13 protein-coding genes are annotated in these 14,609 nt (G+C 72.3%); 7 read left to right on the forward strand and 6 right to left on the reverse strand.

Features of this window, described 5'->3' with window-relative positions; translation table 11 throughout:
• Nucleotides 1-79 precede the first annotated feature (79 nt).
• From AB0B58_RS18385 to AB0B58_RS18405, 5 genes are all read left to right on the forward strand, one after another.
• Nucleotides 80-904 (forward strand): universal stress protein, encoded by an 825-nt coding sequence (locus AB0B58_RS18385; protein ID WP_360224760.1) that lies wholly within the window; start codon nt 80-82, stop codon nt 902-904.
• A 21-nt stretch (nt 905-925) separates the two neighbouring features.
• Nucleotides 926-3,220 carry an EAL domain-containing protein gene (locus tag AB0B58_RS18390; protein WP_360224762.1) on the forward strand — a complete coding sequence of 765 codons (2,295 nt, stop codon included), beginning with the start codon at nt 926-928 and terminating at the stop codon, nt 3,218-3,220.
• A gap of 132 nt (nt 3,221-3,352) precedes the next feature.
• Nucleotides 3,353-3,505: a hypothetical protein gene (locus AB0B58_RS18395; protein ID WP_360224764.1), complete on the forward strand. Its 153-nt coding sequence runs from the start codon at nt 3,353-3,355 to the stop codon at nt 3,503-3,505.
• A gap of 38 nt (nt 3,506-3,543) precedes the next feature.
• Nucleotides 3,544-4,326, forward strand: coding sequence for an exodeoxyribonuclease III (locus AB0B58_RS18400; RefSeq protein WP_360224766.1), 783 nt, complete (start codon nt 3,544-3,546; stop codon nt 4,324-4,326).
• A gap of 77 nt (nt 4,327-4,403) precedes the next feature.
• Nucleotides 4,404-5,717 carry a SpoIIE family protein phosphatase gene (locus tag AB0B58_RS18405; RefSeq protein WP_360224768.1) on the forward strand — a complete coding sequence of 438 codons (1,314 nt, stop codon included), beginning with the start codon at nt 4,404-4,406 and terminating at the stop codon, nt 5,715-5,717.
• A 150-nt stretch (nt 5,718-5,867) separates the two neighbouring features.
• On the opposite strand, the gene AB0B58_RS18410 is transcribed toward AB0B58_RS18405, so the two are convergent.
• The 4 genes from AB0B58_RS18410 to hrpA all read right to left on the reverse strand — a co-directional run bounded on the left by AB0B58_RS18410 (nt 5,868) and on the right by hrpA (nt 11,470).
• Nucleotides 5,868-6,011: a hypothetical protein gene (locus AB0B58_RS18410; RefSeq protein WP_360224770.1), complete on the reverse strand. Its 144-nt coding sequence runs from the start codon at nt 6,009-6,011 to the stop codon at nt 5,868-5,870.
• 160 nt (nt 6,012-6,171) lie between these two features.
• Complete coding sequence (locus tag AB0B58_RS18415) at nt 6,172-6,906, reverse strand: LamG-like jellyroll fold domain-containing protein (RefSeq protein WP_360224772.1); 735 nt, start codon at nt 6,904-6,906, stop codon at nt 6,172-6,174.
• Between the two features lie 66 nt (nt 6,907-6,972).
• On the reverse strand, nt 6,973-7,353 hold the full coding sequence (locus AB0B58_RS18420) for a DUF6401 family natural product biosynthesis protein (RefSeq protein WP_360224774.1): 381 nt from the start codon (nt 7,351-7,353) through the stop codon (nt 6,973-6,975).
• 190 nt (nt 7,354-7,543) lie between these two features.
• Entirely contained in the window at nt 7,544-11,470 is a 3,927-nt protein-coding gene (gene hrpA / locus AB0B58_RS18425) for an ATP-dependent RNA helicase HrpA (protein WP_360224776.1), read from the reverse strand.
• A 203-nt stretch (nt 11,471-11,673) separates the two neighbouring features.
• Between hrpA and AB0B58_RS18430 the strand changes: the two genes are divergently transcribed.
• A complete protein-coding gene (locus AB0B58_RS18430) occupies nt 11,674-12,039 on the forward strand; it encodes a response regulator (protein ID WP_360224778.1) in 366 nt (121 codons plus the stop codon).
• A 62-nt stretch (nt 12,040-12,101) separates the two neighbouring features.
• Here the strand turns inward: AB0B58_RS18430 and gsmA are convergent, their stop codons facing one another.
• Entirely contained in the window at nt 12,102-13,241 is a 1,140-nt protein-coding gene (gsmA, locus tag AB0B58_RS18435) for a sporangiospore maturation cell wall hydrolase GsmA (protein WP_360224780.1), read from the reverse strand.
• A 237-nt stretch (nt 13,242-13,478) separates the two neighbouring features.
• Between gsmA and AB0B58_RS18440 the strand changes: the two genes are divergently transcribed.
• Nucleotides 13,479-14,489 carry a phosphatase PAP2 family protein gene (locus tag AB0B58_RS18440; RefSeq protein ID WP_360224782.1) on the forward strand — a complete coding sequence of 337 codons (1,011 nt, stop codon included), beginning with the start codon at nt 13,479-13,481 and terminating at the stop codon, nt 14,487-14,489.
• 6 nt (nt 14,490-14,495) lie between these two features.
• Here the strand turns inward: AB0B58_RS18440 and AB0B58_RS18445 are convergent.
• The coding region (locus tag AB0B58_RS18445) for a sigma factor-like helix-turn-helix DNA-binding protein (RefSeq protein ID WP_360224808.1) at nt 14,496-14,609 on the reverse strand (114 nt) is incomplete at its 5' end.

A 14,609-nucleotide genomic window follows, 5' to 3' on the forward strand; every position in this document is an offset into this window, starting at 1 on the left:
GGTCTGTGTACCCGCGTCGTCGCGGTGCGGAGGTGGTGAACCGATGCAGAATCCGGGCCCTGCTCCTGTCGTCGTTGGCGTGAACGGCACCGCTGCCGGACTCGCCGCCGCGCGGCTCGGTGCGCGTGAGGCTGTGGTCCGCGGACTGCCGCTGCGTGTCGTGCACGTGTTCACCGGGCCGAAGACCCGCTTCCTCGATGATGCACCCGATTGGTCGAGGGCGCGCCGGGAGTCCGCCGAGTTGGTCGCCGACGCGATCGCGACCGCGTCCCGGGCGGTGCCGGGGGTGCGTGTGGAGGGCCTGCTCCTGGACGGGCCACCGGTGCGGGAGTTGCTGCGGCAGACCCGCACCGCCGAGTTGCTCGTGATCGGCGACGACGACTGCACGTCCAAACCGCGCCTGCCCACCGACTCGGTGCTGGTGCAGACCGTGTCCCGGGCCCGGTGTCCCGTCGTGGTGTCCCGGGGCGTCCGTCCACCGGCCGGCCCGGTGCTGGCGGCCGCCGACGGATCCCCGAGTTCCCTGGTCGCGCTGCGGATGGCCGCGGCCGAGGGTCTGCGGCGCGGCGTCGCCGTCGAGGTCATCCACGTGGTGGAGACGGCCGCCGGGCAGGCGGCCGGCCGACTGCTGCTGGAGAACGCCGTGGCCGCCGTGCCCGAGTTGCGGACGGCACGGACCCGGGTGCTGGTCGGAGAGACCGCGGGAACACTCGTCCGCGCGTCCCGGCGGGGCCGCATGATGATCGTGGGGCCGCGCGGCGCCGGCGGCGGCACGCTGCTGGGCGGGGTGGCCCTCCAGCTGCTGCGGCGGTGTGCCTGTCCGACGGTGTTTGTGCACGGAAACCCTGCCGGGGACCCCTCGCCGGCGGGTACGGTGCCAACGACGGGAGCACTGATCAACTGACAGCTCCGGGGGGCGATGACGGTGCGGTCCAAGGCTCCGTCGGCGCCCGGTCGGCGGTTGTGGCAGGTCTTCGCGGTCATCGGCGCGCTCGCCGTGACGCTCTACACGCTCGACCTCTCCCCCGCGGTCAGCAACGCCTGCTTCCTCGTGATCGGCGTCGGCACGGTCTGGTCCTGCTTCGCCTCGCCCCGGCGCTTCGGGGCCCAGCCCAGGGCCGCCTGGCCGTTCATGGGCGGCGCGGCGGTGTTGTTCCTGCTCGGCGTGATGCTCCGGCCGATCGTCGTGCTCCACCCGCTGATCGCCGACGCCGCCACCATCCCCGGCTACTTCCTGCTGGGTACCTTCTTCGTGATACTGCTGCGGGCGCGCGGCAGCATCGAGCGCCACGTCGTGCTCGACTGCCTCATCGTGTGCCTGGCCGCGGGGCTGGCCAGCATGCTGCTGCTGGCCGCGCCGGCCGCCTACATCGCCGGCCGCCCGGCGATCGAGTCGGTGCTGGCCGGCGTCTACCCGCTCTTCGACGTGGTGCTGCTGGCGCTGGCCGTCAACCTGTCCTTCACCGCGCGGACCTGGCCGGTGAGCCTGGCGACGCTGCTGTCCGGCATGGCGTTCCTGGTGGTCGGCGACGTCGCGTACGCGATCATCGGCCTCTCCGGGCAGACCTACACCTCGCCGCTGCTGGACGTGCCCTTCCTGCTCACGTACGTGCTGGTCGGGGTCACGGCGCTGCACCCGTCGGTGGTGGAGCTGGGCCACGCCACCCGGCACCCGGTGCAGGCCTGGTCCTGGCAGCGGATGCTGCTGCTCGTGCCCGCGGTGATCACGCCGTTCGTGCTGCTGGTGGCGGTCGGCGGCAGATCGGCCGGCTACCGGTTGTTCATCGGTGCCGGCGGGATAGCCATCGTCGCGCTCCTGCTGATGCGGGCGGTCTCCGCGGTGCAGGCGCAGGTGGCCTGGCAGCTGCACTCGGAGCATCAGGCGATGCACGACCCGCTGACCGGCCTGCCGAACCGGCGGATGATCTCCAACGTCCTCCAGCGGCTGCTCGCCACGCTGCCGGCGGACGATACCCGCCGGGTCTGGGTCTACCTCCTCGACCTGGACGGCTTCAAGTGGGTCAACGACTCCTGGGGACACGACACCGGCGATCAGCTGGTCATCGAGGTGGGCACGCGGCTGCAGGCGGCGATACCGATCGGCACGACGCTGGCCCGGGTCGGCGGCGACGAGTTCCTGATCGCGTACGTCGGGAGTGAGCAGGGTGCGCTGCGCCTGGTCGAGGACGTGCACCGGTGCTTCGCCGAGCCGCTGCCGCTGCGCGACACCGAGGTCGTCATCAGCGCCTCCGTCGGCATCGCGCACGCGGCCGGCGACGGAGACTCCCCCGCGGTCACCGCGGAGGCGCTGCTGCGCGACGCCGACACCGCGATGTACCGCTCCAAGGCTGAAGGCCCGGGCCGCGCGACGATCTTCGACACCTCGATGCACGACCGGGTGCGCGAGCGCATCGAGCTGGAGGGCGCGCTGCGTAACGCCCTGTCCGAGGGGCAGCTCAGCGTGGTCTACCAGCCGATCGTGCGGATGGCGACCGGCCGGCCGGTCGCCGCCGAGGCCCTGACCCGCTGGAACCACCCGGAGCGCGGCCCGATCCCGCCGTCGACGTTCATCCCGGTCGCCGAGGAGTCCGGGCTGATCACGGCGCTGGGCACCTGGGTGCGCGAGGAGGCCCTGCGCCAGCTGGGACAGTGGCGCGCGGACGGCACGGTCGACTCCGACTTCTACGTGTCGATCAACGTGTCGCCCCTGCAGCTGAGCGACCCGGAGCTGCCGCTGAAGATCTCCGCCGAGCTGCTGCGGCACGGCGTGCCGGCGACGGCCGTCGCCCTGGAGATGACCGAGTCGGTGATGGCCGACGGCGTCAGCGAGACCGCGAGGGTGCTCTACGAGCTGCGCGAACTCGGCTTCAAGCTGCTCGTCGACGACTTCGGCACCGGCTTCTCTGCGCTTGGCTACCTGCGCCGGTTCCCGGTGACCGGGGTGAAGATCGACCGCTCGTTCGTCTCCGGCCTGGGCGAGAACGGCGAGGATGAGGAGATCGTCCGCGCCGTCGTCGCGATGAGCAGGGCGCTCGGCCTGAGCATCGTCGCGGAGGGTGTCGAGACCCGGGTGCAGCGCGACGCACTCGCCACCCTCGGCGTCACGCAGGGCCAGGGCTGGCTGTGGGGCCCGGGCGTCCCGCCGGAGGACTTCGCAAACCACTGGTCCGCAGTTCAGCATGCCTCCGCGGACACCACGGTCACCGCCCGCAACCCCTGATCCGCTTCACTCTTGGTGACAAACGTCTCGTCCGCCTCTGGCGTCACAGCGACAAGTCCGGCATTATTCGCTCGGCCGGATCCTTGCGTTCCGCGACGTCCGGCCGATGAGTGGGAAACCCGAGGAGGCGACATGATGGCAACGCTTACCGGATCCGAGGGATCCGTGGTCTGGCTCGTCGCCGTCCTGCTGCTGCTGGCCGTCGGCCTGTCCGGGGCGCTGCTGGCCGCCGTCCGCGGTAACGCGGCGCCGGTGCGCGCCGAACGCCACTCCCCCGAGCACTGACGCTGCGAAGTGCCGGGCCCGGATGGCAGGCTGGGGCGATGCGCTTCGCCACCTGGAATGTGAACTCGGTCAAGGCCCGGCTCCCCCGGCTGCTGGAGTGGCTGGACCAGGCCGGACCCGACGTGTTATGCCTGCAGGAGACCAAGGTCGCGGCGGACGACTTCCCCGCGGCCGAGGTCGCCGACCTGGGTTACCGCACCGCCGCGTACGGGCAGGGCCGCTGGAACGGCGTCGCGCTGCTCTCCAGGATCGGGCTCGACGACGTGCGGCACGGCTTCGACGCGGAGCCCGGCTTTCCCGAGCCCGAGGCGCGCGCGATCAGCGCCACCTGCGGCGGCATCCGTTTCACCTCGGTGTACGTCCCGAACGGGCGCACGCCGGAGGACCCGCACTACGCCTACAAGCTGGCCTGGTTCGCCGCGCTGCGCGACGCCCTCGCGGTACAGCAGGGCCCGGCGGTGGTGGCCGGCGACTTCAACGTCGCGCCGACCGACGACGACGTCTGGGACCCCGAGGTGTTCATCGGGGCCACCCACGTCACCCCGCCGGAGCGCGACGCGCTGGCCGCCCTGCGCGCGCTGGGCCTCACCGACGTGGTGCCCCGGCCCCTCAAGGGCGATCGCCCGTACACCTACTGGGACTACCGCGCCGGGATGTTCCACCAGAACAAGGGCATGCGGATCGACCTGGTCTACGCCACCCCCGAGGTGGCCGCCACGGTGCGTGACGCCGTGGTGGACCGGGAGGCCCGCAAGGGCAAGGGCCCGTCCGATCACGCGCCGATCATCGTCGACACCGAGGAGCGCGGTTCCCCCGTCTGAGCGGGGGCCGGAACATCGGGCGCCGCGTAGTCTGAGCCGGACCAGGAACACCTCATCAGGGTGGAAAGGGGGACGGGATGGACACCCGGGCACCGGGTCTCGCGTTTCTCGCCGAGGCCGGGCGCCGGCTCTCCGCCTCGCTGGACCAGCGCCGCTGCCTGCGTACCACCGTCGAGCTGGCGGTGCCGCGGCTGGCCGACGCCGCCGCCGTGGTCCTGCCGGCGCACCGCGGGCGGTGCGAATGGACTCGCCTGTCCGCCGGCGAGGCGGTGCGGCAGTGCACGCTCCGCGAGAGCGCGCTCGCCGAGGTGCCCGGCCTCGAACAGGCCCTCGGCGGCTTCCCGCCGGTACCGAGCCGCCGGCTGGACGCCTCCGAGGTGCCGGCGTGGCTGCTGCCAGACGACTTCGGAGTGGCCGGCGCGGTGCTGGTGACGCCGCTGCCCGGCAACGCCGAGCCGGCCGGGGCGCTGGTCCTGGCCCGCCGGGGGCACGGGGCGGACTTCTCCGCCGAGGACGAGCTGCTGGCCCGGATCTTCGCCGCCGGCGCGGGCGGGTCGATCTCCGCCGCCGCGCTCTACCGCGAGCAGGTCGACACCACCGCCATCCTGCAGGCCGACCTTCTGCCGCCCGGGCTGCCGCAGCCCGAGGGCGTCGAGCTGGTCGGCTTCTACCAGGCGTCGAGGGAGGCGCTGCGGATCGGCGGCGACTTCTATGACGCGTTCGGCCCCACCGAGGAGTGCCCGGAGACGGTCGTCGCGCTCGGCGACGTCTGCGGCAAGGGCCCGGAGGCGGCCGTGCTGACCGGCAAGGTCCGCCAGACCCTGCGCGCGCTGCGCCTGGTCGGAACCGACCCCGCCGCGATGCTCACCCTGCTCAACACCGCGTTGCTCGGCTCGAGCCGCCAGCACCGCTTCGTCACCCTGGTCGTCGGCGCGATCGGCCGCGCCGAGCACGGCCGGGTCCGGCTCAGGCTGGCCACCGGTGGCCACCCGGCGCCGCTGGTGCTGCGCGCCGACGGCGCCGTCGAGCCGGTGCCGGTGGCCGGCACGTTGATCGGCGTGCTGCCGCAGATCGTGGTGCGGACGGTGACGGTCGACCTGGCGCCGGGCGAGCTCTGCCTGATGTACAGCGACGGCCTGACCGAGGCCCGCGGCGGCGCGACCGGGGAGGAGCAGTACGGCGAGGCCCGCCTGCACGAGGCGCTGGCCGGCTGCCGGGGCCTGCCGGGGCCGGCGGCGGTGGAGCGGGTGCGCCGGCTGGTGTCCGAGTGGGTACGCGGCGGCGTGCGCGACGACATCGCGATGCTCGCGGTCCGCGCGCCGTCCCGCACGGGCCGGCGGGGAGGCGGTCCATGCACGAGCTCCGCCGTCTCGGCCCGAGCCCGCTCGTAAATCCGCTCGCAGGCGGTCGGCACCGGAGTTATGGTGACCCGTATGAACTCCTGACGCCGCTACCCCGGGCCTCTTCGCCGGGCCCCGCGCATCTGGGCGCGCCTTCCGCGCGCGGACTTCATCCGCTCGTTCTCTCGTCTTCGCCTCGTGTCACACGGAGGTCACCTCATGCCTGATTTTGCCGTCCACGTCGATTCCGACGAGCTGGCCCGCCAGGATCTGGCGGCGGCGGTGCCGAATCTCGGCCGCGACGCACACGACAAGCGGCTCGCGGCCACCACCGCGGCGCATCACGGCGCCGACGATGCCAGGCTGGCGGCCCGGCAGCGGTCCGAACGGGACCACGCCGGGCGGGCCACCGGAGGTTCCGGGCGCTCGTACGCCTTCCGTCGCAGCTGTTCGAAACGAACGCTAGGAGGGCCGGAACCCGGGCGGGTTCCGGCCCTCGGACGCGTCAGCCCAGGCGGACGTACACGTCGTCGAGTGCACCGTGGAACATGTCGCTCTTGATGTTGAAGTTCGGGCCGCCGATGCGCAGCGGCATGTTGTTGGCGATGGACAGGGTCGCCGGGATCGCGGTGCGGCCCCGCTCGGCGCCGTCTACATAGATCGACAGCAGCGCACCCGAACGCTGGCACATGATGTCGTGCCAGGCGTTGTCCGCCACCGGCAGGGTCGAGCGCACCAGGTAGACCTGGGCCGAACCCTGCCCGACGGCCACGCAGCTGGCCTTACCGTGGTTGCCGCCGACCTGCAGCTTCCACTGGCTCTCCGTGTCCGTGACGCCCTTCTGGATGATGTTCGTCGAGCCGGTCACCTGGGCCTTCGCCACCCGCACCGTGGCACCCCAGCGGAACCTGCGGGTGCCCGGGTCGAGGTCGGCGTCGTCGGTGCCTTCGAGCATCGCGCGGGGACAGACGGTCGCGGTCTCCGCGCAGGCGGCCGGGAATGCGGCGTACTTGTCGGCGGTGCCGATGAAGTTGATCTTGCCCTGGTCGGCGGTCCGGACGGTCAGGGCGGATCCCCGGCCCGACGTGTCCGAGATTCGGCTGGTGGCGGCGGTGCCGGCGTCGAACGTGTACCGCGCGACGGTGATCGGCGCGGGCTCGACGGGGGCGGCGATGGCAGCAAGGGCGGGCGTGGCTGTGACAGCCAGCGCGGAGGCCACTGTAAGGGCGATGAGACGCATGTTACAAATGGTACGTAAAGCTCGATATATATACAAAAACTACCACTTAAGCATTTCGGGTGATCTTCAAAGCAGGCCGGCCGACTCCGCGATCATGCAGACGGCCACCAGGCGCATGAGGTGCCACTCCGCCGCCAGCCACGCCGAGCCCGACAGGTACGCCTGACCCGGCTGCGGCACCGGCCGGCCCATCCGCGCCGCGGCCGCGGAGATCGACTTGGCGTACGCGGCCAGGCCCTCCGCGTCGACCTCGCGGCCGGCGTGCATGAGCGCGTCGCGCACCGCGGCGGCGTGCTGGTCGACCTGGGCCAGCAGGCCCGCGTCGCCGAGAGCGGCCGCGAGGCCGTCGACGCCCACCCGCGCCATCATCTCGTCCAGCAGCGCGCGGTCCGGGTCGGCGACGGGAGCGGCGAAAATCGGGGCGAAGGCGAGGAATTCGTTCGTCATGGGAAGGACGCTAGGGCCTCGCGCCGCCGGTTGACAGCCAGGTAACCGAACGGCACCCGACACCTCCCCGCAGCGCACCCCGTCCGCCGCGAAACCACCCGTTGGGGTACAGAGTTCAGGCCTGCGCGCCCGCACCGGACCCACGTTCGCGTGGCAGACCGGCGAACCGCGGCGGCGCCGCGGGCAGGCGCTAGGCGGGCAGCTGATCCATCGCCTTGTAGATCCGCTTGTCCGAGACGGGGTACGCGGTACCGAGCGCCTGCGCGAAGAGGTTGATCCGCAGTTCCTCGATCATCCAGCGGATCTCGCGCAGCCCCTCGTCGGCCGGGCCGCCCGCCGGCGACTCGGCGCGCAGCTCGCGGTACTCCTGTTCGATCTCGTGCACCTGGGCCGTCAGCTGCCGATCCCGGGCCAGCGTGCCGCCGAGCCGGTCGAGGCGGTGCAACATGCCGCGCAGATAACGCGGCAGGTGATGCAGCTGCCGCCAGCCGGTCTCGGTGACGAAGCCCTGATACACGAGCCCCCTGAGCTGCTGCCGGATGTCGGCCAGCGCCGGCAGCAGCGACGGGTCCCGGGTGCCGGCGAGCCGCTGATCCACGTCGTACGCGGTGGCGAGCACGGCACGCACCTGGGTGACGACGTTGGCCACCGCGTCGACCAGGTCGGCGCGGACCTCCTCACGCAGCCGCGCGAAAGACTCCTTGTCCCAGGCCGGTCCGCCCGCGTCGGCGACGAGCTTGTCGACGGCCGCGCCGCCGCAGTCGTCGAGCAGATCGGCGATCGAACGGTACGGATTGCCCCGGGACAGCTCCAGCTTGGCCCGGTTGTCGAGCCGCCCCTGCAGGAAGCGGGCCGCGGGCGGGAGCGTGAGCAGCAGCAGCCGGCGGGTGCCGGCCCGCATCGCCTCGCGCTGCCCGGCCTCGGTCTCGAGGACCCGGACGGCGACGCTGTCCCCCTCGTCGACCAGCGCCGGGTAGACGGTCACCTCGTACCCGCCGCGTACCTGCGCGACCGAGCGGGACAGGGTGCCGAAGTCGTTTGTCGTGATGCCGCGGCGCTCGATGTCGCCGGCGGCGGCCGAGATGGTCGCCCGCACCTTGGGCGCGAGGCTCGCGCGCAGCACGTCCAGGTCGCGGCCCTGGCCGACCGTCGCGCCGTCCTCGTTCACCACCCGGAAGTTCATCTTGAGGTGGTCGGGCACCTGGTCCGGGCGCCAGGCGTCGCGGGGCACGACCGTGCCGGTGAGCCGGCGCAGCTCGCCGCCGACCGCGTCGGGCAGCGAGCCCCGGCGGGCGGGCACCCGGCTCAGTACGGCCTCGGCCCAGTCCGGCACGGGCACGAAGCTGGTGCGCAGGTGCTTGGGCAGCGCGCGGATCAGCGCGACCACGACCTCCTTGCGCAGGCCCGGCACCGACCAGCCGAAGTCCTCGGCGTCGAGCTTGTTGAGCAGCGCCAGCGGCACCCGGACGGTCACGCCGTCGGCGGCCGCGCCGGGCTCGAACTGGTAGCTCAGCGGCAGCCGGACGCCGCCGGCCAGCCAGGCGTCCGGGTACGCGCCCGGGTCGACGGCGTCGCGGCCGGCGTTGACCAGCAGCTCGCGGGTGAAGGTGAGCAGGCCGGGGTCGGCATGGCGGGCTTTCTTCCACCACGCGTCGAAGTGCCGGGCGGAGACGACGTCGGCGGGGATGCGGGCGTCGTACAGGGCGTACACGGTCTCGTCGTCGACCGCGATGTCCCGGCGCCGGGCCCGGTTCTCGATCTCCTCGATGCGGGCCAGCAGCTTGGCGTTCTCGGCGAAGAACGGGTGGTGGGTCTCCCAGTCGCCCTCGACGAGCGCGTGCCGGATGAACAACTCGCGGCACATCGCCGGGTCGACCCGGCCGTAGCCGACCTTGCGCCGGGGCACGATCGGCAGCCCGTAGAGGGTCACCTTCTCGTACGCCATCACGGCGCCCTGGTTCTTCTCCCAGTGCGGCTCGCTGTAGCTGCGCTTGACCAGGTGCGGAGCGAGCTTCTCGGCCCACTCGGGCTCGATGCGCGCGTTCACCCGGCCCCAGAGCCGCGACGTCTCGACCAACTCGGCCGACATCACCCAGCGCGGCTGCTTCTTGAACAGCGCCGAGCCGGGGAAGATCGCGAACTTGGCGCCGCGGGCGCCGAGATACTCGCGCTTGTCCGTGTCCTTCAGTCCGATGTGCGAGAGCAGGCCCGCGAGCAGGGCCGTGTGCACGGCCTGGCCCCCGGCGAGCTCGTCACGCTCGGTGAGTGTGAGCCCGAGCGTACGGGCGACCTGCCGCAGCTGCGAGTAGATGTCCTGCCACTCGCGGACCCGCAGGTAGTTGAGGAACTCGGCGCGGCACAGCCGGCGGAACTGGTTGCCGGACAGCTCGCGCTGCTTCTCCCGCAGGTAGCGCCACAGGTTGAGGTAGCTGAAGAAGTCGGATTCCTTGTCGGCGAACCGGCCGTGCTTCTCGTCGGCCTGCTGCTGCCGGTCGGCCGGCCGCTCCCGGGGATCCTGGATGGACAGCGCCGCGGTGATGACCATGACCTCGGCGAGGCAGTCCTGCCGGTCCGCCTCGATGACCATCCGGGCCAGCCGCGGGTCGACCGGCAACTGGGCCAGCTGGCGGCCCATCGGGGTGAGCTTGCGCTGCTCGAGGGCGCCGAGCTCCTCCAGCAGCTTCACGCCGTCGGTGACGTTGCGCTTGTCCGGCGGGTCGATGAACGGGAACGCGGCGAGGTCGCCGAGCCCCAGGCTGGTCATCTGGAGGATGACGCTGGCCAGGTTGGTCCGCAGGATCTCCGGCTCGGTGAACGCCGGCCGCGCCTCGAAGTCCTCCTCGGTGTACAGCCGGATGCAGATGCCGTCCGACGTGCGCCCGCAGCGGCCCTTGCGCTGGTTGGCGCTGGCCTGCGAGACCGCCTCGATCGGCAACCGCTGCACCTTGAGCCGGCTGCTGTAACGCGAGATCCGCGCGGTGCCGGGGTCGATCACGTAGCGGATGCCCGGCACGGTCAGCGACGTCTCGGCGACGTTGGTGGCGAGCACCACCCGGCGGCCGGTGTGCGCCTGGAAGACCTTGTGCTGCTCGGCCGCGGAGAGCCGGCCGTAGAGCGGGACGATCTCGGTGTTCTTCAGGTCGCGGCGGTTGAGCGCGTCCGCGGCGTCGCGGATCTCCCGCTCGCCGCTGAGGAAGACCAGGATGTCGCCGCTGCTCTCGGCGCCGAGCTCGTCGACGGCGGCGGCGATCCCGTCCACCTGGTCGATCGGCTCCTCGCGGAGCTCCTCGTCCTCCTCGCCGGCGAACCGGGCCAGCGGCCGGTAGCGCACCTCGACCGGATAGGTCCGCCCGGACACCTCGATGACCGGCGCCGCACCGGCCGGGCCCGCGAAATGCTCGGCGAAACGCCCGGTCTCGATCGTCGCCGACGTGATGATCAGCTTGAGGTCGGGGCGCTTCGGCAGCAGCTGGGCCAGGTAGCCGAGGATGAAGTCGATGTTGAGGCTGCGCTCGTGCGCCTCGTCGATGATCAGCGTGTCGTAGCGGCGCAGCATCCGGTCGTTCTGGATCTCGGCGAGCAGGATGCCGTCGGTCATCACCTTGACCATGGTCTCGTCGGTGACCTGGTCGGTGAAGCGGACCTTGTAGCCGACCGTCGAGCCCAGCGGGGTGCCGAGCTCCTCGGCGATGCGCTCGGCGACCGTGCGGGCCGCGATCCGGCGCGGCTGCGTGTGCCCGATCTGGCCGCGGACGCCCCGGCCCAGCTCCAGGCAGATCTTCGGCAGCTGGGTGGTCTTGCCCGAGCCGGTCTCGCCGGCGATCACCACGACCTGGTGGTCCCGGATGGCGGCCATGATGTCGTCGCGGCGCCGGCTGACCGGCAGCTCGTCGGGGTAGGTGATCGGCGGGACGGCGGCGAGCCGCGCGTCGCGGCGCTGCTCGGCCTGCGCGACCTCCGCGGCGATCTCGGTGAGCACGGCGGCGCGCGCGAGCTCGTCACGGATCCGGCGGGTGCCCTCGAGGCGGCGCTGTAGCCGGCGCTCGTCGCGGGGTAGCAGGTCGGACATGCGGCGGCGAAGCTCGGCGAGGTCCTGGCTCAGGGGCGTTACAGACATGGCGCGTCAACAATAGGCAGTTCCGCCGGGATCCGCCTCGTGATTAACGCCGCCTTGCCGGTGCCGCGCTCCCCGGGCGGCGGCTCGGTCACCGTCTCGCAGCCCGGCAAGGAGGACGTCCCGTGTCCCCCGGCGGACTCGTTCGGTATCTCTGGGACAGCCCTTCCGGCCGGATCCCCGGCAGAACGAGAGCCGAGGCCTCCATGATCGTCGTCGCCGAGGACCACGAAGACATCCGTTTCGTGCTCCAGCGCGCCCTTGAACGCGCCGGGCACCGGGTGATCACCGCAGGCGACGGCGCCGCCGCCCTCGAGGCGGTCCGCGCGCACCTGCCCGACGTGGTCGTGACCGACGTGGACATGCCCCGGATGAACGGGCTCGACCTGTGCCGGGCGATCCGGGCCGACGCCGGGCTCAGGCACATCCCGGTGGTGCTGGCCAGCGGTTCCATCCTGCCGGGCGACGAGCGGGTTGCCGAGGTCGGCGCGAACGCGACGCTGCTCAAGCCGTTCCTGCCCGCTCAGCTCCTGGCCTGCATAGCGGCGCTGCTACCGCAGCGGTCGCTCTGATCGACGCCGGAGACCACCATCCCCGCCGGCGAGGTTCCGCCGGCGGGGATGGTGGTGGCGATTCACTTCCAGGTGTCGTACTTGTAGAGGTCGTGGGTCTTCATCACGCCGGTGATCTTCGTGTAGTAGTTCGGGTCGGTCGCGTACCCGGCCTTCCACACCTTCCAGATGAACTTGTTGGCGTCCTTGGTGTAGGCGAAGGCGCCGGCGTAGCGGCTGTTGACCTTCAGGAAGCTGCCGTGGTCCCGGAACGAGTGCGCCTGGCTGGCGTAGGTCCGGAACGCCGCCGACGTCTCGAAGCACTTGCCGGCCTTGGTGCACTCCTGGGTGCGTACGGTGCGGCAGCCGTTGGCGAGCTTGCCGTACTTGCCGTTCTGGCACTTGATGCCGAAGTAGTTCTTGCTCTCCGCCGACAGGCTGCTGCGGCCCCAGCCGGACTCGAGGATGGCCTGGGCGATGGTGACCGACGCCGGAACGCCGTACTCGCGCCAGCCGGCCTGCGCGCCGGGCACCGCCGCCTTGATGAACTGCTCCGGGGTCAGCTTCGGCGCGGGGGCCGGCGTGGTCTTGGCCGCGCACACCGGCAGCTTGCCCGAGTAGATGTAGGCGTTCGAGATGTAGCTGCCGGCCCGGGTGCGGTCCCACCGGTTGGTGGAACGGACGGTGCCCTTGACGAGGTCGCCGGTGACCGAGCAGGCCAGGTCGACCTTCGTGCCGCTGGCGAGCGTCCCGGCGACGGCCGTCTTGGTCGAGGCGCCGGCGCGCAGGTTGACCTTGCCGTCGGCGCTCTTGACGGTGCCGACGACGTACCGGGCGGCGGCGGGAGCGGCCGCGGCGGGAGCGGCGGGAGCGGGCGCCGGCGGCTTCGACGCGCAGCGCGGGATCTTGCCCGAGGTCTTCACGTAGGCGTGCGAGATGTAGCGCCCGGCGCCGATCTGGTCCCACGCGGTCGTGGTGCGCACCGTGCCGCGGACCAGCTGACCGGTGATGACGCAGGAGACGGTCACCTTCTGGTTCCTGCGCACCGATCCGACGATCTTCGCGGTCTGCGAGGGCGCCGAGCGCACCTTGAGCGTGTCGGCGACCTGAACGGTGGCGGACACCCCGGCGGCGCTGGCCGCCGCGGGCGCTACGACCAGTCCTGCAACGAGCCCGGCCGGCAACAGCAGCGCGGAGAAAACTCGGCGGGTGGTGAGCAGCATCCGGATCCCCATCCATCTCGGCCGGCCTCGTCGCGCGGCGTCCCAATGAAGGTCTCGCCGCGCTGTTGCGGGGCAGGGAGACGGCGGGTGCATCGCAGTTGCCGCGGGGCGGGCCTGTGGCCGATGGGGCTGATCGCCACTAAAGGGGACTATGATCCCGCCGCACGAACGCTTGAGACGCGTGCCGACTGGGCAATGCGGAACCGCGCACCCGCGACGTTCAGGAGGACTCCACCGATGACGGCCCTGGCTCGGCGCCCCGCGAAGACCGGAGAGCCCGCGGACCGCGGTGGCGGCCGCGGCTTCTGGCACGCGGTGGGGCACGCGTTCGTCGCACTGCTGGCCGCCGCGGGCGTCGCCGGCGTCTATGTCGCCTGTGTGCGGACCCCGCTCGGGCAGGTCGTGGACACGCTGATGATGCGCGGGGCCGACGTCAGCCATCCGCGGGTCGTCGAGGTGCTCAACCGGGCCCTGAACGGCACCACGCTCGCCAGCCTCGTGCTGGTCTGCGTGGCCGCCGCGGCGATCGGCTTCTTCCGCCGCCGGACCGACCTGGCGGTCGCCGCGGGCCTGCTGGTGATCGGGGCCAACGCCAGCACCCGGCTATTCAAGACCCACCTGCCGCGGCCGAACCTGGACGACTTCCCGGCGCCGAACTCGTTCCCCAGCGGCCACACCACAGCGGCCGCGTCGGTGGCGTTCGCCCTGATCCTCGTCCTGCCGTTCGCGATCCGCGGCACCGTGGCGCTGATCGGCGCAGCCTACGTCACGATCATCGCGGTCGCCACCGTCTGGGCCGAGTGGCACCGGCCGAGCGACACCGTCGCCGCCCTGCTGGTCGTCCTGGCCTGGGGCGCGGGCGCGTCGGCCCTGGTCCGGGTCTACCGCTCCCGGATCACCGGTGTCACCGCCCGCCCGAACCGGGTGGCCATGCTGATCTTCGGGAGCGTGGGCGCGCTCAGCGCCGTGGCCGGCCTGCTGGGCATCGCGGCCGTCGTCCTGTCCGAGCGCGCGATGCCCGACCTCGTCTCGGGCCGGTTCGCGTTCGTCGCCGGCATCGCGGCCATCGCGGCCGCGGTCGCCGCGACCTTCGCGATCTGGGTACGGCTCGCGGCCGGTGACCGGCCGGTGACCGGCGGGCCCGCACCGGCCGCCCCCGCGGCGCGCTCGAAGCCGGCCGCCCGGCCCGCGAAGCGCTCGAAGGCCGCCGCCCGGCCCGCGGCGCGCTCGAAGCCCGCCGCGGGCTGAGTACGCCTACAGCGCCGGGTCGAGCTGGGTGCGCAGCTTGGTCAGTGCCTTGGTGAGCAGGCGGCTGACGTGCATCTGGGAGATGCCGATCTGGTCGGCGATCTGGGACTGGGTGAGGTT

This window comes from Actinoplanes sp. NPDC049118 (genome assembly GCF_040648555.1).
GTDB lineage: Bacteria > Actinomycetota > Actinomycetes > Mycobacteriales > Micromonosporaceae > Actinoplanes.